Annotated in this window: 17 protein-coding genes and 1 pseudogene; 8 read left to right on the top strand and 10 right to left on the bottom strand. The window is 69.1% G+C overall.

All coding sequences use genetic code 11. From position 1 onward, the window contains the following. Positions 1 to 44 precede the first annotated feature (44 nt). From XM50_RS03745 to XM50_RS03730, 4 genes are read left to right on the top strand one after another with little or no spacing between them, the layout of a single operon-like run. Complete coding sequence (locus XM50_RS03745) at positions 45 to 1,166, top strand: efflux RND transporter periplasmic adaptor subunit (RefSeq protein ID WP_046407468.1); 1,122 nt, start codon at positions 45 to 47, stop codon at positions 1,164 to 1,166. Then, entirely contained in the window at positions 1,166 to 4,237 is a 3,072-nt protein-coding gene (locus tag XM50_RS03740; protein WP_046407466.1) for an efflux RND transporter permease subunit, read from the top strand. The genes XM50_RS03745 and XM50_RS03740 overlap by 1 nt, the downstream gene beginning before the upstream one ends. Next, positions 4,234 to 4,533, top strand: a complete 300-nt coding sequence (locus XM50_RS03735; RefSeq protein ID WP_046407464.1) for a hypothetical protein — start codon at positions 4,234 to 4,236, stop codon at positions 4,531 to 4,533. Before XM50_RS03740 ends, XM50_RS03735 begins: the two co-directional genes overlap by 4 nt. Continuing rightward, positions 4,530 to 5,747, top strand: coding sequence for a TolC family protein (locus XM50_RS03730; RefSeq protein ID WP_046407463.1), 1,218 nt, complete (start codon positions 4,530 to 4,532; stop codon positions 5,745 to 5,747). Before XM50_RS03735 ends, XM50_RS03730 begins: the two co-directional genes overlap by 4 nt. On the opposite strand, the gene XM50_RS03725 is transcribed toward XM50_RS03730, so the two are convergent. Further along, positions 5,744 to 7,159, bottom strand: a complete 1,416-nt coding sequence (locus XM50_RS03725) for an NAD(P)/FAD-dependent oxidoreductase (protein ID WP_231621842.1) — start codon at positions 7,157 to 7,159, stop codon at positions 5,744 to 5,746. The two genes, XM50_RS03730 and XM50_RS03725, sit on opposite strands and share 4 nt — an antisense overlap. A 217-nt stretch (positions 7,160 to 7,376) precedes the next feature. Between XM50_RS03725 and XM50_RS03720 the strand changes: the two genes are divergently transcribed. From XM50_RS03720 to XM50_RS03710, 3 genes are all read left to right on the top strand, one after another. Continuing rightward, positions 7,377 to 8,243, top strand: a complete 867-nt coding sequence (locus XM50_RS03720) for an SDR family NAD(P)-dependent oxidoreductase (protein WP_046407462.1) — start codon at positions 7,377 to 7,379, stop codon at positions 8,241 to 8,243. Beyond that, positions 8,240 to 9,115, top strand: coding sequence for an SDR family NAD(P)-dependent oxidoreductase (locus XM50_RS03715; protein WP_052742406.1), 876 nt, complete (start codon positions 8,240 to 8,242; stop codon positions 9,113 to 9,115). The genes XM50_RS03720 and XM50_RS03715 overlap by 4 nt, the downstream gene beginning before the upstream one ends. 69 nt (positions 9,116 to 9,184) lie before the next feature. Continuing rightward, the gene (locus XM50_RS03710) at positions 9,185 to 9,775 is read left to right on the top strand and encodes an NADPH-dependent FMN reductase (protein ID WP_046407461.1); all 591 of its coding nucleotides are present in this window, start codon (positions 9,185 to 9,187) and stop codon (positions 9,773 to 9,775) included. A gap of 47 nt (positions 9,776 to 9,822) precedes the next feature. On the opposite strand, the gene XM50_RS03705 is transcribed toward XM50_RS03710, so the two are convergent. Continuing rightward, positions 9,823 to 11,700 carry a M1 family metallopeptidase gene (locus tag XM50_RS03705; RefSeq protein WP_046407460.1) on the bottom strand — a complete coding sequence of 626 codons (1,878 nt, stop codon included), beginning with the start codon at positions 11,698 to 11,700 and terminating at the stop codon, positions 9,823 to 9,825. A gap of 99 nt (positions 11,701 to 11,799) precedes the next feature. Between XM50_RS03705 and XM50_RS03700 the strand changes: the two genes are divergently transcribed. Beyond that, complete coding sequence (locus XM50_RS03700) at positions 11,800 to 12,159, top strand: hypothetical protein (RefSeq protein ID WP_046407459.1); 360 nt, start codon at positions 11,800 to 11,802, stop codon at positions 12,157 to 12,159. A gap of 22 nt (positions 12,160 to 12,181) precedes the next feature. Here XM50_RS03700 and XM50_RS03695 read toward each other — a convergent pair whose 3' ends face one another. The 8 genes and pseudogenes from XM50_RS03695 to XM50_RS03660 form a co-directional block, all read right to left on the bottom strand. After that, positions 12,182 to 13,156, bottom strand: coding sequence for an NADP-dependent oxidoreductase (locus XM50_RS03695; protein WP_052742404.1), 975 nt, complete (start codon positions 13,154 to 13,156; stop codon positions 12,182 to 12,184). A gap of 96 nt (positions 13,157 to 13,252) precedes the next feature. Then, positions 13,253 to 14,004 (bottom strand): annotated as a pseudogene (locus XM50_RS03690) (SDR family oxidoreductase). Positions 14,005 to 14,006: 2 nt separating this feature from the next. Next, positions 14,007 to 16,241 carry a hypothetical protein gene (locus tag XM50_RS03685; protein WP_046407458.1) on the bottom strand — a complete coding sequence of 745 codons (2,235 nt, stop codon included), beginning with the start codon at positions 16,239 to 16,241 and terminating at the stop codon, positions 14,007 to 14,009. Between the two features lie 185 nt (positions 16,242 to 16,426). Then, positions 16,427 to 18,739 (bottom strand): xanthine dehydrogenase family protein molybdopterin-binding subunit, encoded by a 2,313-nt coding sequence (locus XM50_RS03680; protein ID WP_046407457.1) that lies wholly within the window; start codon positions 18,737 to 18,739, stop codon positions 16,427 to 16,429. Continuing rightward, positions 18,736 to 19,722, bottom strand: a complete 987-nt coding sequence (locus XM50_RS03675; RefSeq protein ID WP_046407455.1) for an FAD binding domain-containing protein — start codon at positions 19,720 to 19,722, stop codon at positions 18,736 to 18,738. The genes XM50_RS03680 and XM50_RS03675 overlap by 4 nt, the downstream gene beginning before the upstream one ends. After that, the gene (locus tag XM50_RS03670; protein WP_046407453.1) at positions 19,719 to 20,219 is read right to left on the bottom strand and encodes a 2Fe-2S iron-sulfur cluster-binding protein; all 501 of its coding nucleotides are present in this window, start codon (positions 20,217 to 20,219) and stop codon (positions 19,719 to 19,721) included. The genes XM50_RS03675 and XM50_RS03670 overlap by 4 nt, the downstream gene beginning before the upstream one ends. A gap of 60 nt (positions 20,220 to 20,279) precedes the next feature. Further along, positions 20,280 to 20,711 (bottom strand): MarR family winged helix-turn-helix transcriptional regulator, encoded by a 432-nt coding sequence (locus XM50_RS03665; RefSeq protein WP_046407451.1) that lies wholly within the window; start codon positions 20,709 to 20,711, stop codon positions 20,280 to 20,282. An 86-nt stretch (positions 20,712 to 20,797) separates the two neighbouring features. Beyond that, on the bottom strand, positions 20,798 to 21,899 hold a 1,102-nt coding region (locus XM50_RS03660), incomplete at its 5' end, for a TolC family protein (protein ID WP_046407449.1).

Genomic DNA, 21,899 nt, shown 5'->3' with positions numbered 1-21,899 from the left:
GAAGCTAACGGCGCGCCCAGGCTAACAACATCGGGGCGTCTTTCATGGTCGGCAACTGGCGACAGCCGCTGCTTCTCGCATTGCTCGGCGCGCTCGCGGCGTGCGGCGGCAATGACGCGATACCGGAGGACGGCAATGAGGCCGCCACCAGCAACGCCGCGGCCGCCGGCAAGTCCCCCCTCGCCCTGTCGGCGGCCGAATTGTCCCGGATTGGTGTCACGTTCGCCCCGGTCGAAAGCGTCAGCGAACTGCCTGTCGCCACCGTCCCCGCCACGCTCGCCCCCCCGCCCAACGCCCGCGTCGCGGTCGCTGCGGTGATCCCGGGCGTCGTCACCCGGACGATGGTGGTGGAGGGCGACAGCGTGCGCGCCGGCCAGCCGCTGGCGACCGTCGCCGCGCGCGAGATGTTCACGCTTGCCGCCGGGATCGACCAGGCGTCGGCCCGCGTCGCCGTCGCCCGCGCCAACGACCGCCGCCTGGGTCAGCTCGCCCGTGAAGGCGTCATCGCCGGATCGCGGGCTGACGAGGCGCGCGCCGCGCTGCGCGAGGCGGAGGCGGAACTGAACGAGCAGCGCCGCATCGTCCGCCTCGTCAACGGATCGCCCAACCGCGGCAGCTACACGCTGACCGCGCCGATTTCGGGCAAGATCACCGCCGCCACGATCACCACCGGCAGCCCGGTGAGCGAGGCGACCTCCGCCTATGTCATCGATGCGCAGGGGCGTTACGAGCTGACCGCGCAGCTGCCCGAACGGCTGTTGGGCCAGGTGCGCCCCGGCATGTCGGTGCGCGTGCCAGCCGCAAGCGGCGATGACGTGCGCGGTGAGGTGACCAGCGTCGGCAGCGTGATCGATCCGCAGACCCGCTCCGCTACCCTGCGCGCGCGCGTCCCCGCCAGCGCCGGGGTGGTTTCCGGCCGTGCGGTCTCCGCCACCCTCTATGTGCCCGCGTCGGACGGCGCGATCGCCGTTCCCGCCGCTGCCGTCACCGATGTCGACGGCAAGCCCAGCGTATTCGTCCGCACGCCCCAAGGCGCGGCGGTGCGCACGGTCGCGACCGGCGACCGCGCCGATGGCATGATCGTTATCCGCTCGGGCCTTCGCGCCGGGGAGCAGATCGCCGTCGCCGGGGTGAGTGAGCTCAAGTCGATCGCAGGGCAGAACTGATGCTTCGATCGCTCGTCGCCTGGTCGCTATCCTATCGGCTGGTCGTCATCGGCCTGACCCTGGTGGTCGGCGTGCTCGGCGCGCTTGCCTACGCTTCGCTGCCGGTCGACGCCTATCCCAATATCGCGCAGACGCAGGTCAAGATCATCCTGAAGGCGCCGGGCATGACGCCCGAGGAGGTGGAAACCCGCGTCATTGCCCCGATCGAGCTCGAAACGCTCGGCCTGCCCAATCAGGCGACGCTTCGCTCCACCGCCAAATACGCCATCGCCGACATCACGATCGACTTCACCGACGGCACCGACATCTATTGGGCGCGCCAGCAGGTCGGCGAGCGGCTGGCGAACGTCATGGCCGACATGCCCGAAGGCGTGACCGGCGGCATGGCGCCGATCTCCACGCCGCTGTCGGACGTGCTGATGTTCACCATCGACGGCCCGCTGTCGCTCGCCGAGAAGCGCGAGCTGCTCGACTGGACGATCCGCCCCGCGCTGCGCACCGTGCCGGGCGTCGCCGATGTCAATGCGCTCGGCGGCTTCGTGCGCACCTATGAGATCCGCCCCGATGCCGCCGCACTCGCCGCCGCGCGCCTGTCGGTCGACGACCTGCGCAACGCGATCATGCGCGGCAACCGCAATGACGGCGCCGGCCGAATCGCGGCGGGGGAGGAGGCGCTGATCGTCCGCGCGGTCGGCGCGATCCAGAGCGTCAGCGATGTCGAGGCGATGGCGGTCGTCGCCCGCGACGGGCGGGTGGTGCGGATCGGCGACGTCGCGACTGTCGGCACGGGATCGCTGACCCGCTATGGCGGCGTCACCGCGCACGGCAAGGGCGAGGCCGTTCAGGGCCTTGTCATGGCGCTGCGCGGCGCCGATTCGCGCAAGGTCGTCGATGGCGTGCGCGAACGGCTGGCGGAGCTGGAACGCAGCTTCCCCACGGGTACGAAGATCACGATCTTCTACGATCGCTCCGACCTGGTCGGTCGCGCGGTGCAGACCGTGCAAAAGGCGCTGATCGAGGCGACGATCCTGGTCATCGTGCTTCTGATCCTGTTCCTGGGTGATTGGCGCGCGGCGGCGATCGTCGCGACGACGCTGCCGATGGCGGCGCTCACCACCTTTCTGTTCATGCGCGGCATGGGGCTGTCGGCCAATCTGATGAGCCTCGGCGGCCTCGCCATCGCGATCGGCCTGCTGGTCGATGGCGCGGTGGTGGTGGTCGAGAATATCGTCGAGCGGCTGAACCGCCCGGGCGAGGAAAACGCCCCCCGGCTCAACATCGTCTATCGCGCGACGGCGGAGGTTGTCGTGCCGGTGACCGCCGGCATCGTCATCATCGCGCTCGTCTTCCTGCCCCTGCTCTCGCTGCAGGGGCTGGAGGGCAAGCTCTTCGCCCCCGTCGCCCTCACCATCATGTTCGCGCTCGCCGGGTCGCTGCTGCTCGCGCTCACGTTGGTGCCGGTGCTCGCTTCCTATGGCCTCAAGAGCGGCCATCATCGCGAGCCTTGGGTCATGCGGATGCTTGCCCCGCGCTACCATCGCCTGCTGACGGGCGCGTTCGCGCGCAAGAAGCTGGTCTATGCCCTGGCGGGCGTCGGGCTGGTCATCGCGGGCCTTGCCTATGGCGCGGTCGGCAAGACGTTCATGCCGACGATGGACGAAGGATCGGTGGTGATCCAGATCACCAAGCTGCCGACCGTCGGCCTCGACCGTTCGCTCGACCTCACCTCACGCGTCGAGCGGGAGCTGATCAGCAAGGTGCCCGAAGTCACCGGCGTCATCTCGCGCACCGGCACTGACGAGATTGGCCTCGATCCGATGGGGCTCAACGAAACCGACCTGTTCGTGACGCTGAAGCCCGCCAGCGAATGGCGCGGCGATCGCGAGTTCGTCGTCGCCGAAATGCGCCGCGCGCTGGAAGGAATGCCGGGCTTCGACCCCAGCTTCACCCAGCCGATCGAGATGCGAGTCGCCGAAATGCTGACCGGCGCGCGCGGTGACCTCGCGGTCAAGATCTTCGGCCCCGACCTGAAGACGCTTGCCGGGCTGGCCGGGCGGATCCAGCACGTCCTGCAATCCACCCCAGGCGCGGCCGAGGTGCTGACCGTCGCCAACGAGAATATCGACTATCTCCAGCTCGATATCGATCGCACCGCGGCGGGGCGCGCCGGCATGCCGATCGACCAGTTGCAGGACACGCTGCGCGCTCAGCTCGAGGGGCTGCCCGCGGGCATCGTCGCCGAGGGGCAGAAGCGCGTCCCCGTGATGATCCGCAGCAATGACGGCACGCGCGACGACGCTACTCGGTTTGCCGACCTCCAGGTGACGACGCCCAGCGGCGAGCTTGCCCGGCTCAGCGATCTGGCGCGCGTGGAGAAGACCGAGGGGCCGATCCGCATCGATCACGAAAGCGGCTCGCGCTATGCGCTGGTGCAGGCGTTCGTCTCGGGCCGCGATCTCGTCGGCTATGTCGATGATGCCCGGGCCCGCGTTGCTGCGGAAGTCCCGCTGCCGCAGGGCTACCGCCTTGAATGGGGCGGGCAGTTCGAAAACCAGCAGCGCGCCTCCGCGCGGCTGGCGACGGTCATTCCGATCGCGCTGTTGCTGATCTTCCTCGTCCTGTTCGTGACGCTGAAATCGGTGCGCGGGTCGCTGCTGATCCTCGCCAACATCCCCTTCGCCGCCGTCGGCGGGATCGTCGCTTTGTGGCTGACGGGCGAGTACCTCTCGGTCCCCGCCTCGGTCGGCTTCATCGCCCTGCTTGGTATTGCGGTGCTGAACGGCCTCGTCCTGGTCGCCTATTTCCGCCAGCTGCGCGCCGATGGCATGCCGATGGCGCAGGCGGTGCGGACCGGCGCCGAACGCCGGCTGCGCCCGGTGATGATGACCGCCAGCATCACCGGCTTCGGCCTCGTGCCCCTGCTCTTCGCGACCGGGCCGGGCTCGGAGATCCAGCGCCCGCTGGCGATCGTCGTGATCGGCGGCCTCGTCACCTCGACGTTGCTGACGCTCGTCCTTCTTCCCATTCTCTTTGAACGATTTGGCGAACGCCAACAGGAGCTGTCCGCATGAGCCGGGTGCTGCTTACCCTGACCTGTGGTGTCGCGGATGCCGAGGCGATCGCCGCCGGCCTGCGCGATACGCTTCATGTGCCGGTGCACCAGCGCGCGGAAACGGTGCTCGGCCGTGACTTCGATGACGCTGGCACGGTGGAGCGGGTCGCCGGCGCGCTCGCCCGCATCGCCATCACGCTCGATATCCCGGCAGACCAGATGGCTCGGGCGCTGGACATCGCCACCACCACTCGCCGCCGCCTGCCGTTCCGTTGGCATAGCGTCGCCATTCTGGACGGGGGGCGCGTCGCATGAAATGGGCATTGCTGCTGCTCGCGGGCGCCGCGCTGCCTGCGACCGCACAAACCACCGATCTGCCGCCCTCCGATCTCGTCATCCGCGTGCTCGACAATGCACCTGGCGTAGAGGCGGCGACCGCGCGGATCAGCGGGGCGGAGGCGGAGGCCGAGGCGCTTCGCCGCGGCCCGCACGAAATCACCGCGCAGGGCACGCTGTCGCGCCGCCGCGTCGATCGCGAGGGCAATTTCGTCGAATATGATGCGACGATCAGCCGCGCCTTCCGCTTGCCCGGCAAGGCCGCGCTCGATCGCCGCGCCGGAGCGCTCGGCATCGACGTGGCGCAGAACCGGATGGAGGATGCCCGGCATCAGGCCGCGCTTTCGCTCGCGACGCTGTGGTACGACTGGCTGCTCGCCGCCGACCTTCATCGCAACGCGGCGAAACTGGTCGAGAACCAGCGCGCGCTGGTCGCCGCGACCGAGCGCCGGGTTCAGGTGCGCGACGCGGCCGAACTTGACCTGCAACAGGCCAGTGCCGCGCTCGCGCTGGCCGAAGCGCAAGTGGCGGAGGCCGCCGCTGTCCGCGATCGCGCCCGCGCATTGCTCGAAACGCGGTTCCCCGACCTGCCGCTGCCCACCGAGGCCCCGTCTTTGGCTGCCCCCACCATCCCGCCGGAGGGGCTGCTGGAGCTGCAACGGCTGATCGTCGCGCGCAGTCACGAAATCGCCGCCGCCGCCGGCACCGCCGAACGCCAGTCGATCTTGGCGCGCCGCGCCCGCGCCGACCGCGTTGCCGATCCCTCGCTCGGCGTGCGCCTGTTCAGCGAGCGCGGCGGCGAGGAACAGGGGGCCGGCCTCTTCGCCTCGCTCCCGCTGGGCGGCGGCTACCGCCGCGCGCTGTCGGATCAGGCCGCAGCAGAGGCTGGGGCCGCGCAGGCCGACCGCGTGGTGGTGGAACGCGAAGTCAGCGGCAATGCCGCCGCCGACGTGGCCGAATTCCGCGCGCGGCAGACCGCCTGGCTTGCGGCCGGCGCGGCGGTGGAGCGTGCCGAACGCAGCGCCGCGCTCGCCGCGCGCGGGCAGCAGCTCGGCGCGATCGACCTCGCCGACCGGCTCTATGCGGAGCGTCAGGCCAACGAGGCACGCGCGCAGGAACTCACTGCCCGCGCCGCTGCCGCCCGCCTGATCCTGAAGCTGCGCATCGACGCGCACACGCTTTGGATCGACTAACGGCTCGCCACGGCTGCGCGCGATGACGCGCTTGCGCCATCCAGATCCTCGGCCTTCCAGTGCCGCGCGCTTTCGGCGGGTTCGGTGATCAGCCGTGCGCGCCGGCCAAAGGTCAGGTAATCCCACAGCCAGTTGAACCCGACGGCCAGCCGATTGCGCATCCCGATCAGGAAATAGACGTGCGCCACGCCCCATACGGCCCAGGCAGGAAAGCCCTTCAGCGTCAGCCGCGGGAAATGCACCACTGCCGCCTTGCGCCCTATCGTGGCCAGGTCGCCCTGATGCCGGTACGCGAATGGCGCAGGCGCGCGCCGCCCCGCCGCCTCAGCAGCGATCGCCTCGCCGGCATAGCGGCCCATCTGCTTGGCCGCGGGCGCGATCCCTGGCACCGGCTCGCCATCCGGCGTGGTCGCTGCGGCGGTATCGCCGACGACGAAGATCTCCGGCCGGCCCGGCACGGTCAGGTCGGCTTCCACCTTCACCCGGCCCGCCTTGTCCTTGTCCGCTCCCAGCCAGTCCGCCGCGTCCGACGCCGCCACGCCTGCGGCCCAGATCACCGCGTCCACCGCAATCCGCCGATCGCCCACGGTCACCTGATCCGGCCCGATGTCACTGACGGGCTCGCCGGTCAGCATCTCGACCCCGCGGCGCTCCAGCTCGCAGCGCGCATATTCGCTCAATTCCTCGGGCAGGCTCGCCAGCGGCCGCTCGCCCGCCTCGACCAGGATGACCCGCGACAAGGCAGGGTCGACATGGCGGAAATCGCGCGGCAGGGCCTCGCGCGCCATGTCGGCGATCGCTCCCGCCATCTCCACGCCGGTTGGGCCGCCACCCACCACCACGAAGGTGCAGGTTCCCGCCGTTGCCGTCCGCCCGCCCGTCAGTTCGGCGCGTTCGAACGCCAGCAGGATGCGGCGTCGGATCTCCGTCGCATCCTCGATCCGCTTCAGCCCCGGGGCGTGCGGCGCCCAATGTTCGTTGCCGAAATAGCCATGCGTTGCACCGGTCGCGACGATCAGCCGGTCATAGGCAAAATCGCCCCCGCTGGTGCGCACGAAGCGGTGGTCGGGATCCACATTCTCCACCTCCGCCATCAGCACCGTCAGGTTGCGCTGCCCCGACAGGATCGCGCGGATCGGCCAGGCGATATCGGACGGGCTCAGCGTGGCGGTCGCCACCTGGTACAGCAGCGGCTGGAAGCAATGATGGTTCTGCCGGTCGATCAGCACGATCTCCACCGGCGCCCTTGCCAGTGCCTTGGCCGCCTCCAGCCCGCCAAACCCGCCGCCCAGGATTACCACCCGAAGCGGCCGATCGCCCGCCGCGCCCGCGCCTGTTTCCCGATCGTCGACGCGCGTCCGGAACGCCGCGCTGCTGCTTCCTTGCGCTGCTGCCATGGTTTTCGAATACATCAGGCGCCGCCGCGTTCCCGACGCCAAACTGGATCAGGCACTGCATGGCTCGCCACGGCGCGCCATTGACTTGGCTCCGCGCCGTGACATACCCCTCGGCAAAATAGGTCGAATGACTTAATTGCCGGCCGGGCCGTGCAGGGGAGGATGCCATGAGGACGCTGCTCGAGCTGTGCGGTGGGATCGCCTGTCCCCTCTTGTCCGAGGTCGCCGCCCGATGAGCGTTGCCACAGGCACCGCGCGGCTCGCCGGAAAGGTCGCGCTGGTAACCGGCGGCTGTTCTGGCATCGGCCTGGGGATCGTCGAGCGGTTCATCGCGGAGGGCGCACGCGTCCTCGTCGCCGACGTCCAGGATGAAAAGGGCGCTATGCTCGGCCGGCGCTTTCCCGACGCCGTGGCCTACCAGCATTGCGACGTCACGCGAGAGGAGGACATTGCCGCTGCGGTGACGGCCACCGCCACCGCGTTCGGCGGGCTCGACATATTGGTCAACAATGCCGGCGCCGGCGGCACGCCGCTCGGCCCGATGGACATGACGGTGGAGGGATGGGATTCCACCATGGCGCTGCTGCTGCGCGCGCCCATGCTCGGCACGAAACATGCCGCCCCGCTGATGCAGGCGCGCGGCGGGGGATCGGTGATCAACATCGCCTCGATTGCGGGGCTCGAGGCTGGCTGGGGGCTGGCTTATGGCGTCGCCAAGGCCGGCGTGATCCACCTTACCAAGCTCAGCGCACCGCAACTTGCCGCTGCCAACATCCGCATCAATGCGATCTGCCCCGGCGTCATCGTCACGCCGATCTTTGGCATGTCGGTCGGCCTCAGCCGCGCCGCCGCCGACCAGATGACGGGCGAACTGGCCGACGCGGCGGAACGGATGCAGCCTTTGCGCCGGCCCGGCCGGCCGGAGGATATCGCCGGTGCCGCGCTCTATTTCGCGAGTGACGATGCGGCCTTCGTCACCGGCACGCATCAGCTGGTCGATGGCGGCATCACCGTGGGGCAGCGGATCAGCTGGGACTCGGAGGCGTTACTGCCGATCCACCAGACGCTGATGGCCCACGCCGCGGACGTGCCGGCATGATGCGCGACCTGAACGGCAAGGTTGCGGTCATCACCGGCGCGGCCAGTGGGATCGGCCTCGCGCTTGCCCGCGGCGCCCAGGCACGCGGGGCGCGGCTCGTCATCTCCGATATCCGTGCCGACGCATTGACGGAGGCAGCCGCGGATCTCGCGCGCCATGGCGAGGTGCTGGCGGTGCCGGCCGACGTGTCGGACTGGACGCATGTCTCTGCCCTTGCCGATGCTGCGCATGATCGCTTTGGCGCGATCAATCTCCTCATCAACAACGCCGGCGTCTTCGCCAGCGGGCTGACATGGGAGGTCAGCCTGGAGCAATATGATTGGGTGATCGGCGTCAATCAGCGGTCGGTGATCCACGGCATCAAGGCGTTCGTGCCGCGGATGATCGCCGGCGGACATGACGCGCATGTCGTCACGATCGCGTCCGGGGCCGGGATCACGGTCAATCCGGGCTTCTGCACCTATTCGATGACCAAGCACGCCGTCGTCGCGTTGACCGAGGCGCTCTACCTTGATCTCCTGACTCAGCGTGTGTCCAACATCGGGGTAACGATCGTGATGCCGGGCGTGGTGCAGTCCAACATCATGTTCCCTGAAAAGACCGGCCACGCCGCGCTGCAGGACGAGTTGAAGGCACGCCAGGACAATCCCGTGCTCGCCGCGCTGGAGGCGGTGATGCGTGCCGGCGTCGACAGCGGCCTGCCGGTCGCCGACCTGGTCGAGCAGGTCTATGCCGCGGTCATGGCGCGGGACCTTTACGTTCTGCCCAACTTCACCAGCGACGTGTCGCGCGCGCAGGCTCAGGCGATCGCGATGGGCCGCGTCACCGCGACCGACCCTTATCCGGCGCTGATCGCCCCCTGGCTGCAATAGTCACAAGCAAAGATCGAGACGTCGGGGGGCAGCGCTGGTATTCAACGCACGCTTCACGGGAGACGTGCCTTGGCTGACCGCATTCTGATCTTCTACGGCTCCTACCGTTCCGATCGGCAGGGCATCCGGCTGGCCGACTATCTCGTCCGCTCCTTTGCCGCGCGGGGGGCGGACGTCGAGCTGATCGACGCCAAGGCGGTCGGCCTCCCGATGCTCGACCGCATGTACAAGGAATATCCCGCGGGCGAGGCACCGGCGGCGATGGAAGAGCTCGCCGGCAAGATCCGCGCGGCCGATGCCTTCGTCTTCGTCACGGGCGAATATAATTGGGGCCAGCAGCCGGGCCTCAAGAACCTGACCGATCACTTCCTGGAGGAATGGTATTGGCGCCCCGCCGCCATCGCCAGCTATTCGGCCGGCCGCCTCGCGGGCGCGCACGCCAGCGTCGCCTGGCACGCGACGCTCAGCGAAATGGGCATGGTCGTGGTGTCGAGCACCTTGGCAGTGGGCGCGATCGGCCGTGCGCTGGATGTGGATGGCCGGCCAACCGGTGATGGCGGCGCCTCGCTGGAGCGCGCCTTCCCCCGTTTCGCCGACGATCTCGCCTGGTGGGCGGCTGCCGCCCGCGAACAGCGCGCGCGCGCCAAGCCACCTTATTGAGCCGCTGCACACCCGTCACATGAGAGCGGGTGCGCAGCGGCAGACCGTCACTCGCCCAACACCTTGTCGATCGCGCCGGCGGTGACCGGATGATAGGTCGGTCGCGCCTTGGCATAGACGCGCCGTGCGATCGTCATCCCCCAGTCACCCTGCGCCTTCAGCCCCTGATACAGCGGGCGGACCAGCAACGTGCGCCCGACGCTGGTGAGGAACTGCTCGATCGAGGGCACCGCGGGCTCGTAGCGGTTGGCGATGGCCAGCTCGAGCCAGGCCGAGCGGATATAGCCGTTGGTCTGCTCCGACAGGCGGAACGTGCGGTCGAGATCGGCGAGCCGCTCAGCCGGCAGGGTGCGCGGCAGCCGGGCAATGAAGCGCTGCCACAATTGCGTCGACCAGCCCTTCGTATCGATCGCCGACGCAGGCCCGCCCGCCGCGAAGGCCGCGGCGGCGCGCTCCACTGCCGCCAGCTGCGGTGATTTCACATGCACCGCATTGTCGGGCATCCCCGGCTCATAGGCCCAGCGATCGAGCTGAAGCTTCGCCTCCAGCGCCTGATCGCCGCGGATCAGGTTCGCGCGCAGGTCCTTGAGGAAACCCGCCGTGGTTTGCGGCTGGAAGGCGTGGCGATCGAAATAGGAGCGCAGATACGCGTCCCACCGATCGCGGCCGACCGTCTCCTCGATCGTCTTCAGGAAGATCGCGCCCTTGGTGTAATCGACCTGCCCGCCCTCGGGATCGCCGTGGAGGCGCGTGCCCGGCGTCGTGCGGCCGCCCGCGGCGCGGAAGTTCGTCTCCAGCTCGTCCCAGGTCAGGTCCGCTTCCACATCGGCGCGCTCCTTGCCGTAGAGCCGCTCCATGATCCGGTTCTCGAAATAGCTGGTGAAGCCCTCGTTCAGCCAGCTGTCCGACCAGGTGGCGTTGGTAACCAGATTGCCCGACCAGCTGTGCGCCAGCTCATGCGCGACCAGGCCGACATTGGCGCGATCGCCGGTCAGGAAAGTCGGCGTCAGGAAGGTCAGCGTCGGGTTCTCCATCCCCCCGAACGGGAAGGACGGCGGCAGGACGAGGAGGTCGTAGCGGCCCCAGCGATAGGCCCCGTAGAGGCCCTCCGCCGCCTCCACCATCTTCTCGGTATCGGCGAGTTCATAGGCCGAGCGATCGAGCATCGACGGCTCGGTCCAGACGCCGGTACGCTTGCCCAGCGGCTTGAATACGAGGTCGCCGACGGCCACCGCAATCAGGTACGGCGGCACCGGCTTGTCCATCGCGAAGCGATAGCTGCGCTTGCCGCCTGCCGCGGGTTCGCCCTCAGGGGTCAGGCGCTCGCCACTCATCACCGCGACGAGGTCCGCCGGCACGGTGATCTTCGCGGTCCAGGTCTGGCGGATGCCGGGGCTGTCCTGCGTCGGGATCCAGCTGCGGTTGTTGATCGACTGGCCCTGGCTGAACAGATACGGCTTCTTCTTGCCGGCGGTCAGCTGCGGCGGCAGCCATTGCAGCGCGCGGGCATTGGGCGCGGAGCGATAGGTGATGACGATCCGGCTGGCGCCGTTCAGCTGGATGGTGAGCGGCGCGCCCTTGTACGTCTCGCTGGCGCCCACCTTCCACGCCAGCGGGCGGCCCTTCGCGTCAGTCACGGAGGCGATCTGCAGCCCGTCGGTATCGAGCACGATCTCCTTCGCGTCGCGCGCGGCGAGCACGTCGAGCGTGGCGGTGCCGCTCATCGTCTGGCTGGCGAAATCGGCCGCGAGATCGAGATCGACATGGGTCACTCGCGCGATCTCTGGCCGGGCGTAGGACAGCACGTCCTGCGCGTCCGGCGTGGTGAGGATCGGGGAGACGGCGGGGGTGGTCTGACCGGCAGCGACGGCGGCGGTCGGCGCGAGGAGCAATGCGGCGAGGACCGCTGGAGCAAGTCTCTTCATGGCAGATCACCTGCCGCATGTCGGCAGCGGCGTCGAGCGGGTTTCGCCAACGGATGTTGCCGAGCGCCGCTCGCCGTCCCTATCAGCCGGGCAATGAGGATGCTGAACATCTTGGCCTGCTGCGTCGCGGCGTTGCTGATCGCGGGGGAAGTCGCGCGGTTCGGGGGCAGTGCGCGGTTCATTCCGATGGCGCTGGACGAGCTTGCGGTGGCCGCGCTGCTGCTGTGGGCGGCGTGGCGGTCGCGGCGCGACGGGGCGATCTGGCACCTTGTCGGATGGGGCGCCTTTTGCGGTCTGTCGCTGGTCCTGCTGGTCGAGACCGCGGACCACCAGATGCACGGGCCAGCGAAGGCCGCGGGGCCGGCCTATCTGGTGATATTGTCGGCGATGTTTGGCCTGGGTGCGGGCGCTATCGGCCGCGCCCTACGGCTGTGCCGGGTACATTCCGGCCAGCAGTGATGCGGGCGGGCTGTGCGTCCGCTTACATGACGAGAACCGGGCGTCCGCGCATCCCGCCGGCGGCGAGCAGTTGCTGCGCGCGGGCGACCTCCTCTAACGGGAATTCCCCGGCGACGCGCAGCGTGATCGTGCCGTCCTCCACCAGGCTGCGCAGCAATTCGAGCCAGTCGGTCCGTTCCAGCACCGTGCGGACCCAGACCGGCTTCACCGCGATGCCGCGCTCGGCGCCCTTGTTCCAGCCGCGCACGGGCAGATACACCCCGCCATCGCGCAGCGCACCGAACCCCGCCTCGCCCAGCAGCGCGGTGTCGAGCAGCGCGTCGGCGCCATCGGGCACCACCTGGCGGACCGCGCCGGCGAAATCATCGCTGCGCGGGATGACGATGCTGGCGCCATAGCCGCGCACAAGATCCTCCTCCTCCGGCTTCGCGTCGGCGACGACGGTGATGCCGCGGCTGTTGGCGATGGCGATGGCATAATGCGCGAGCAGCCCCGCCCCGCCGCTGACCGCCAGCACCTGGCCCGCCGACAGCCCGGCATGGTCCAGCGCACACAGCGCGGTGAGCCCGTTCATCGGCAGCGTCGCCGCCTCGGTGATGGACGTGTCGGCGGGGATCGTCACCACCGACGCCTCGGGCACGACGACGTAGCTGGCCTGCGCGCCGCCGTCCGGCCCGCCCGGCAGGACCGCCGCCATCACCTTGTCGCCGACCGACAGGCGCATGACGTCAGGGCCGATCGCCTCCACCACCCCGGCCGCATCCATCCCGGGCATCAGCGGCCACTGGCCGTCGGGACGGCCCGGGTCGCGCCAGGCGATGTCGGTCGGGTTGACCGCCGCGGCATGAACCCGCAGCCGCACCTCGCGCGCGGCGGGGGCACGGACGCTGCGCTCGATGATCGAGATCACATCAGGACCGCCGATGCCGGAATAGCTGACCGCACGCGCCGTGACCGGCTGAAGCTGCGATTCAGCCCTGTTGTCGGTCATGGTCATCGATCCTCTCCCATTACATGGCCAGTGCAGTGCTGCGGAAGAGCATCGTGGCACGAACCGGAATATACAAACCATTCGGGCCGGGTCGGCGCGCGATCAGGCGGTTTTCTGAAGACGCGGTTCGATCCGCAGGTTGACGATGTCAGTGGCGGGGCCGCGGGTCAGGATGAAGTGGATCGCCTCCGCCACCTCGCGGGCGTGCAGCATCCGGTGATCGGTGAGCGCGGCGGCACGCTCCTGCCCGCTGCATTCCTGCATGTCGGTATCGACCGATCCGGGCTGGATCACGCTGACCTTGATGTCAACGTGCGCGACCTCCTTGCGCAGCGTTTCGGCAAAGGCCTGGATGCCGGCCTTGGTGGCGGCATAGACGCTTTCGCCCACCGCCTTGACCTCGGCGCTGATCGACCCACGAACAGCAGGTGCCCGCCCTCCTGGCGTTTCATCCGGGTGAGCGCAGCGCGGGCACAGGCGAGATAGCCAACCAGATTGGTGTCGACGACGTAGCGCCAGTCGTCGTCCCCCATCTCGTCGATCGGCTGGGCGCCGAGCGCCGCGCAGGCCACCAGCATGTCGAGCCCGCCAAGCCTTTCGTCGACCGCCGCGAACACCGCGTCGATGCCGGCGCGGGTTGCCACGTCGGCGGTGAGGCCGCTGACCTCCCCCTCCCCCGTCACCCTTGTCCGCGCATCGTCGAGCGCATCGTCCAACGCCGCGCGATCGCGCCCGAAGGTGAGCACGCGCGCGCCATCGGCGGCGAGCAGCGCCAGCGTCGCGCGGCCAAAGCCCGTCGTCCCGCCCGTCAGCAGGATGCGTTTGCCGGCAAGACCGCGACGATCGATCAGCATGATTATTCCCAGGTGAGGATGAGGCGGCCGTTCGCCGGGACGTGATAGTCGATCCGGTCGCGGGAGACCGTGTGGGGGCGGATCGCGTCGCCCCCGGCGGTGGTGACATTGCTCCGGGGCAGCGTCCGCCGTTTCAGCCGCACCAGCCGGAGGTTCGCCACGCACGTCTCCCCACCGTCGAGGAGGATTGTCAGCGAATGATCGCCGGTCCGTTCCACCGCGCGGACCAGATTGTCGCAGAACAGCAGGAACGGCGCGCCCTCGACATGGTGGAAGGCGCGCGTGCAGAAGATGAAGGCCGCGCCCGCGCCATAGACCTCCTGCCCGACCTGCCCGGCGGGCTGGCCGTCCGGGTACAGGTCCTCCAGCGGGAAGGAGAGCGCGCGGTCGACATGGCCGTTGCTCTCCCGCTGCTGATCGGCGATCACCTCCGGCGGCAGCGCGTCGGGATAATAATACCAGGCGCGCGACAGGGCGTATTTGCCATATTCGGCAATCAGCATTCGCGCCTCCGGCTCCAGATCCGGGCCGCCGTCGTCGAGATAATGTTCAAAGGCGACGAAGCTGTCGAAACATTCGTACATGGCCATGTAGGGCGCGTCCTGCAGGCACGTGACCGCCATGAACGTTTCGTAATGCACCGCATGGTCGAGGCGGCTTTGCCAGATCACCGCATTGTGCAGGAAGCTCGCGAGATAGACGTAGCTTTGTTCGCGATAGACGTCCTGGTTGGTTATCCGCCACAGGCGCATGCAGGCCGCCGCGCCCCAGGCCGTGAGATTGGCCTGGTAATTGACGTTGAAGCGCAGTCCCATCGCAGCGTCGATCGCGGCGCGCGCCTCGTCCAGAAAGCGTTTGTCGTCGGTCAGTTCGAACGCCTGCAGCATCACCCAGGCGTAGACGCCGCCCACGTCAGTCTGCCCGCGGCCGTCGGCGGGGGCATCGCGCTCGATCACCGAAAAGTCGGTGACGTCATATTGCACCGGCCATTGATAGTCGAAATGCTGCGCCGCCTTCACCGCATAGTCGATCGACCCCAGGAACAGCTCGCGCGCGTCGGCCTCCCCGTCGAGGGCGAGGAAGCCCAGGTTGACGAGCGGGTGATACAGGTACCAGCTGTCGACCGCGTCGGCATTCTTGTCCTTGCCGACATTGGGCAGGTAGCGGCGCAGCGTACGCAGCTTCGGGTCATAGAATTTGCGCAGGCCGGCCTTCAGCGCCGCTTTCAGCGGATGCGCCTCCCCGCGCCACTTGCCCCAGTCGTGCAGCGCGGTGATGACCGACATCTGCACCATGATGTCGGGATATTCCGCCGCGGTATAGGGATGGACGTAGCGGTGGCCGTAATGGCGGATCGTCGCCTCCGGCGCCTCGTCCAGGTCGCGCGCGGTGCGGTCCGCGCGATCGACCCAGTCGCGATAGTCGACCGGCGGCAGATCCAGCAGCCGGTAGGCGGCGCCCAGCATCTGGACGAACTGGCGCGCCGATGCGCGTTCGTGTGGCGGCGCGTGATGGCGGACGATCAGGATCGCGTCCGACAGCGTCACCGTCTGGCCGGCCGCCAGCGCGACCTCCGCCGGATCAGCGTTGGGCGGGGGCGTCGGCAGGCTGCAGCCAAGCTCCGGCCAGACACCGCCGACAATCTCGCGCGGCTTGGTATCGGTGGCGCGGAGATAGTCGTTCAGCGCGGTCAGGTTCTGGACATAGAGGACGTTGCCGAAGGCCGGCTCGTCCAGGCGGAAATAGACGAGGCCGGTGTTGATCCCGCGCTGCGACGCGGCGACGGTGCCCTGCGCCTGCAGCGGATCGTCGTGCGGGCCCAGCGGGTAGAGGTCGCGCGGCACAAAGGGCAGGACGATCGGTTCCGCGGGGGTGAAGTGGGTGATGACCCGCAACTGCTCCAGCGTGTCACGGTTCGCGGCAAAACCGATCAGATGCTCGCCGATCGCGCTGGTGAGACGCAGCCGCACCGCCTCGCCGGGCTGGGCCCGCACCTTCCGGCAGGTGAATTCGACCGGCAGGAAGGCGGCGCGGATCGCAAGGCCGCCCGCGCCCGGACGCCGCACGATGGCAAAGATGGAATCGCGCGATGCCTTCACCTCGACAGTGAGATCACCGACATCGAAGCGGGCGATGGGGGGCGCCCGATCGCGCAGCATGTCGCGTAGGCCGATGACATAGGGACTGGCCGGGGGAATGGCCCGAAGTGGCGAGGCAATGGTCGCCGTCCGCGACATCTGTCTTCCTCAATTGACGTCAACGATGCGTTGGTAAGTCACCGAACGGCCGCCGGTTCCCGGACAGCAAAGCCTGTGCCGGGATGCTTTAATCCAGGTTGTGCAATTGCCCCCTTCAGGGCCGGTGGTGCCGGTATCTGGCGGCGACCGGCGGTACTCTCACCGACGGTGCCGCCCTCGTCACGTCACAGCAATTTGTCGAGCGTGATCGGCAGGTCGCGCACGCGTTTGCCGGTGGCGTTGAACACCGCATTGGCGACAGCCGCGGCGACGCCGGTGATGCCGATCTCGCCGATCCCGCGCGCGCCGAGCGGCGATCGCGGGTCGGGGATGCCGGTCCACATCACCTCGATATCGGGCACGTCGAGGTGCGCGGGGATGTGATAATCGGCCAGCGTCGGGTTCATGATCCGCCCGCTGCGTTCGTCGAGCAACGTCTCCTCGGTGAGCGCCAGGCCAAGGCCCATGATCATGCCGCCGCGAAACTGGCTGGCGGCGGTGCGCGGGTTGAGGATCGCGCCGCAATCGAACGAGCCGAGCAGGCGATCGACGCGGATTTCCCCGGTCACGTCGCTGACGCGAAGCTCGCAGAACATCGCGGCGGTGGAGTGCATGGCGAATTTCATCATTTCCAGCGGCGGCGTGCCGGTGGCGGTGACGCTCACTTCGTCGAGATTGGCGCGGGTGAGGATCGAGCGGAAGCTTTCGTGCCGGCTGGGATCGGCCGCGCTTGCCATGCCTTTCTGCCCCAATCGGATCTCCCCCGGGCGCAATCCGGCCAGCGGGCTGTCATTGCCGGCCAGCGGGAGCAATTCGCCCGGCAGCTTCTCCGACGCGGCGAGCAGCGCGCCGGCGATCGACACGCTTTGCCCCGATCCGCCCGCCATCGGCGCCGGCGGCAGATCGGAATCGCCGGTTTCGATCACGACGGCGTCGAGCGGGATGCCGAGCCGGTCGGCAACCTGCTGCGCCAGCACGGTCGAGGTGCCCATGCCCATTTCCTGCGCCGAGCAGGCGAGCGTCGCGCCGCCATCGCGCCGGATCGTCAGGCGCACGGCGGCGCCGGGCATGCGGATATAAGGAAAACTGCCGCTGCCGCAGCCCATGCCGATGCGCCATTCGCCCTCGCGCCGCGCGCCGGGGGTGGCGGAGCGGCGATCCCAACCGAAGCGCGCCGCGCCGTCCGCCCAGGATTTGGCCGGGGCATGTTGCGAGAAGGGCGCGCCGGTGATCGGGTGCTTGTCGGGCAGGTTGCGCAGGCGAAGCTCGATCGGATCGATCGCCAGTTCGTGCGCCAGTTCGTCGACCGCGCTTTCCAGCGCAAAGGTGCCGATCGCCTCGCCGGGCGCGCGCATGAAGGTGTTGGGCACCACCGCCATGTCGATATGGCGTTGCAGGATCTCAAAGCTCTTGGCGCGATAGGCCGATCGCGTGCCGAGCGTATAGGCCTCGGGGCAGGCGCCATAGGGCGGCATCACCGAATAGCCGTTATGGATCAGCGCGGTGAAGCGGCCTTCCGTATCGGCGCCAAGCGCCACGCGCTGCTCGGTCGCGCTTCGCCCGCCGACGATGCGATAGACGCTCTCGCGGCTGAGCTGCAGCCGAAGCGGGCGGCCGACCATCCGCGCCGCCGCGACGGCGACCACCTGATGATCCCAGAAGCCCTTGCCGCCGAAACCGCCGCCGACGAAGGGCGAGAGAACGCGCACATCCTCACGCTTCAGGCCGAACAATTTGGCCAGCGTCGCCGCCTCCGACGCGATCATTTGCGTCGTGTCGTGCACGGTGAGCTTTTCGCCCTCCCACGCGACGGTCAGCGCGTGAAGCTCGATCGCATTATGGTTCTGCCAGGGCGTGCGATAGATATTGTCCACCGCATGCGCCGCGCGGGCGAGTTCCCGCTCCGCCTTGCCGAGCGACAGGTGATTGCGCTCCATCAGTAGCGACGGGATGATGCGCGCGCCGGACTTCGCTTCCTCGAAGCGGGTCTCGGCGGGCTCGGCAGCATAGTCGATCGCGATCAGCGATGCGGCATGATCGGCCTGCTCCTGCGTTTCCGCGACGACGGCGGCGACGACCTGGCCGTTATAATGGACCTGATCGTCCTGAAGGATCGGCAGGCTGCTGTTGCCCACCGCGGTCGGATCGGTGATCGCGATCAGCGAGGGGCCGGACACGCGCGGCATGTTGTGATGCGTGACGACCAGCAGCACGCCATCGGCCGCCTCGGCGCGCGCCGTGTCGAGCCGCGTGATCCGCCCGCGCGTGATCGTGCTGTGGACGAGCGCGGCGTAGCACAGCTGGTCCAGCGGCACTTCGGCGGCGAAGCGCGCCTGCCCCTGCACCTTGGCATCGCCGTCGAGCCGCGCCGCCTGCCGCCCCACTGCGCCGCGGCGGCCGATCAGCGGATCGGGCGTGCCACCGGGCAGCCATTGCGCGGGAACCCAGCCGAGTGCGCTGCGCACCGTGCCGACGAGGACATTCTGTACCCTGCTCATGCCTGATCCTCGCAAAGAGCGGAAAGAGTGGCGGCGAGCGTCCGCGTCGCCAGCGTCACCTTGAACATATTGCCCGGCTGCGGATCGGCGGCGGCAAGCTCCGCCTCGGCCGCTGCCATGAACGCCGCCTCGCCTGGCGCTTCGCCTTGCAGCGCCGCCTCCGCGCGCCACGCCCGCCATGGCTTGTGCGCCACGCCGCCCAGCGCGATCCGGGCCTCCGCGATGCGCCCGTTCTCGATCACCAGCCCCGCCGCGACCGAGACGAGCGCAAAGGCATAGGAGGCGCGATCGCGCACCTTGCGATAATCCGATCGCGGCGCGAGGCACGACGGCGGCAGCTCGATCGCGACGATCACCTCGCCCGGCGCCAGCTGCGTTTCGATATCGGGACGGTCGCCCGGCAAGCGGTGGAAGTCGGTCAGCGGCAGGACGCGCGCGCCCTCCGCCCCGGCGACATGCACCCGCGCGTCGAGCGCGGCGAGCGCCACCGCCATGTCCGAGGGATGCGTGGCGATGCAGGCGGGCGAGGTACCGAGGATCGCGTGATAGCGCGTGAAGCCGCCGATCGCGTCGCAGCCGCTGCCCGGCGCGCGCTTGTTGCAGCGCGAACCCGCGGCATCCGCGAAATAGACGCAGCGCGTCCGCTGCAGGAGGTTGCCGCCCGCCGTCGCCATGTTGCGGATCTGCGCCGACGCGCCGGCGAGGATCGCGCGCGACAGCATCGGATAGCGGGCGCGGATCAGCGGGTGAGCGGCGATCGCGCTGTTGCGCGCGCCGGCACCGATCACGATGCTGCCGTCCGCCGCTTCCTCGATCGCGCCGGGAAGGCCGGTCACATCGACCAGCGTGTCCGGCCGCTCGACGCCCTTGCGCATCAGATCGACCAGGTTGGTGCCACCGCCGAGCAGCCGGTGCCCTGCGGTGCCGGCCAGCCGGATCGCGTCGCTCGCGCTCTCGGCGCGCCGATATTGCACCGGCGTCATGCCGCCTGCTCCCCGGCCACCGCCATGATCGCGTCGATGATGCCGTTATGCGCGCCGCAGCGGCACAAATTGCCGCTCATCCGCTCGCGCACTTCCTCGCGCATCAGCGGCGCTGGCGCGGCGAGGTCGCGCGTCACATAGCTCGGCATGCCGGCGGCGACTTCTTCCAGCATCGCGCTGGCGGCGCAGATCTGGCCCGGCGTGCAATAGCCGCACTGGAAGCCGTCATGCTCAAGGAACGCGCGTTGCAGCGGGTGGAGCCCGTCGGCGCCCAGCCCCTCGATCGTCGTAACCGAGCGGCCATCCGCCTGCACCGCCAGCGTCAGGCACGACAGCGCGCGCTGGCCGTCGATCAGCACCGTGCAGGCGCCGCATGCGCCCTGATTGCAGCCGATCTTGGTGCCGGTGAGATGCAGCCGGTCGCGCATCAGATCGAGCAGGGAGACGCGCGCATCCGCCGGCGGATCGACCGGGGTGCCGTTGATCGTGATTGCCATGAACCTCTCCTGGCGACGCCGTTGCGCGCCGTCAGGAAAGTATCACGAACTTCGTACTATTCAAGTGTCGTCATTTGCCACCTTGGCCATCATGGCGATCATCTGCCGCCGCTCGACGGGGTCGAGCGGCGCGAGCATTCGGCGATGAAGCTCGCCATACATCGCCTGAAGCACGGCGACCCGGCGCTCGCCCGCGGGCGTCAGGTGAAGCGCCACGGCGCGCCGATCCGCCTCCGGCCGCTGCCGGCGAAGCAGATCGCGCTTCACCAGCCGGTCGGTGGCGGAGGAGATGGTGGTGTTGGCCACCCCCAGATAGCGCGCGATATCGGTCGGCCCGCAGCCGTCATTCTTCGCGACATAGGAGAGGATCTGCTTGTCCAGCTCGTTCAGCGGCTTTTCCGGCCCGAGCGCCTCCGCCAGCTTGTAGCGGCGCGCGAACAAATCGAACGCAGCGCCCAGCTTTTCCAGTTCCTCGTCGGTCGGCATCGTCATGGCGACCGCTTAAACGCACCAGAAGCGATTTTGCGAGTCGCATCGCAGCCAATTGCATCATGCCGCGCCGATCAGCCGCATTCGGGTCAGCCGGGGGGCGCTACCGTCCCCCCGGTCTGCCAGCCGCCGCCCAGCGCGCGAAACACGTCGATCTGGGCGCGCGCGATCTGCGCGTCCGCCAGCGCGAGCGCGGCCTCCGCATCGGCAAAGGTGCGTTCGGTGTCGAGCTGCGACAGGCTGTCGATCTGCCCCTCGCGCCGCTGCGCGCGGGTGATCCGCGCCGCTCGTTCCGCCGCCTCGCGCGCCTGGCTCAGCGCCGCGCGCCGCTCGATCGCCTGCTTGTAATTGGACAAGGCGGTCTCCGTCTCCTCCAGCGCGGTCAGCACCGTGCCGTCGAACGTGGCGAGCGCGGCTTGCGTGTCGGCCTCCGCCCCGGCGATCCGCGCGCGAGCGCGGCCCTGATTGAGGTTCCAGTTCAGCAGCGGCCCGATCAGCCAGTTGAGCGGCCCGCCGCCGAACAGATTGCCCAGCCCCGTGCTGGTCTGCCCGATCGATCCGCCGAGCGTGATGCGCGGATAGAGATCCGCCGTCGCAACGCCGATCCGCGCGGTCGCCGCGGCGAGCCGCCGTTCGGCGGCGCGCACGTCCGGCCGGCGGGCGAGCAGCCCTGCCCCGTCGCCGACCGGGATCGGCTGGTCGAGGCGCAACATCCGGTCGCGCTGTGCCGCGACCGGCGGGAGCTCCTGCGGCGTGCGTCCGGTCAGCGTCGCCAGCCGGAACAGCGCCGCCTGCCGCTCGGCAGCGATCGTCGGCACGTCGGCGCGCCGCTGGTCGCGCAGCGCGGCGATGCGCGTCGCGTCGAGCGGCGTCGTCATGCCCACCTCAACGCGCCGCTCGGTGACGCGCAGAGACTGGTCGAGCAAGGCGACGATTCGCTCCGCCACGGCCAGCCGCTCGGCCGCCGATGCCGCATCGTCATAGGCGCGCGTCGTTTCCGCGACGACGGACACGCGCACGGCCTCGGCATCCGCCTCGGCCGCGCCGACGTCGCCGCGCGCCGCCTCGACGTTGCGGCTGACGCGGCCGAACAGGTCCACCTCATAAGAGACGTCCAGCCCGCCATCGATCAGCCAGCTTTCGCTGTTCAGCCCGGGCGCGCGCTGCACCTGGGAGAAGCGGTTGTAGGTC

This window comes from Sphingomonas sp. Ag1 (genome assembly GCF_000980895.1).
In the GTDB taxonomy this organism is placed as follows: Bacteria; Pseudomonadota; Alphaproteobacteria; order Sphingomonadales; family Sphingomonadaceae; genus Sphingomonas; species Sphingomonas panaciterrae.
Note: the sequence above shows the minus strand (reverse complement) of the source record. Positions and strands in the feature narration are given on the sequence as shown.

Bases quoted from the DNA above. Each gene is read 5' to 3' on its own strand.
- XM50_RS03685 (WP_046407458.1), bottom strand. From the start codon at position 16,241: ATGTCGCGGACGGCGACCATTGCCTCGCCACTTCGGGCCATTCCCCCG.
- XM50_RS03730 (WP_046407463.1), top strand. From the start codon at position 4,530: ATGAAATGGGCATTGCTGCTGCTCGCGGGCGCCGCGCTGCCTGCGACC.
- XM50_RS03740 (WP_046407466.1), top strand. From the start codon at position 1,166: ATGCTTCGATCGCTCGTCGCCTGGTCGCTATCCTATCGGCTGGTCGTC.
- XM50_RS03680 (WP_046407457.1), bottom strand. From the start codon at position 18,739: ATGAGCAGGGTACAGAATGTCCTCGTCGGCACGGTGCGCAGCGCACTC.
- XM50_RS03700 (WP_046407459.1), top strand. From the start codon at position 11,800: ATGCTGAACATCTTGGCCTGCTGCGTCGCGGCGTTGCTGATCGCGGGG.
- XM50_RS03725 (WP_231621842.1), bottom strand. From the start codon at position 7,159: ATGTATTCGAAAACCATGGCAGCAGCGCAAGGAAGCAGCAGCGCGGCG.
- XM50_RS03675 (WP_046407455.1), bottom strand. From the start codon at position 19,722: ATGACGCCGGTGCAATATCGGCGCGCCGAGAGCGCGAGCGACGCGATC.
- XM50_RS03705 (WP_046407460.1), bottom strand. From the start codon at position 11,700: ATGAAGAGACTTGCTCCAGCGGTCCTCGCCGCATTGCTCCTCGCGCCG.
- XM50_RS03745 (WP_046407468.1), top strand. From the start codon at position 45: ATGGTCGGCAACTGGCGACAGCCGCTGCTTCTCGCATTGCTCGGCGCG.
- XM50_RS03665 (WP_046407451.1), bottom strand. From the start codon at position 20,711: ATGACGATGCCGACCGACGAGGAACTGGAAAAGCTGGGCGCTGCGTTC.
- XM50_RS03695 (WP_052742404.1), bottom strand. From the start codon at position 13,156: ATGACCATGACCGACAACAGGGCTGAATCGCAGCTTCAGCCGGTCACG.
- XM50_RS03735 (WP_046407464.1), top strand. From the start codon at position 4,234: ATGAGCCGGGTGCTGCTTACCCTGACCTGTGGTGTCGCGGATGCCGAG.
- XM50_RS03720 (WP_046407462.1), top strand. From the start codon at position 7,377: ATGAGCGTTGCCACAGGCACCGCGCGGCTCGCCGGAAAGGTCGCGCTG.
- XM50_RS03715 (WP_052742406.1), top strand. From the start codon at position 8,240: ATGATGCGCGACCTGAACGGCAAGGTTGCGGTCATCACCGGCGCGGCC.
- XM50_RS03670 (WP_046407453.1), bottom strand. From the start codon at position 20,219: ATGGCAATCACGATCAACGGCACCCCGGTCGATCCGCCGGCGGATGCG.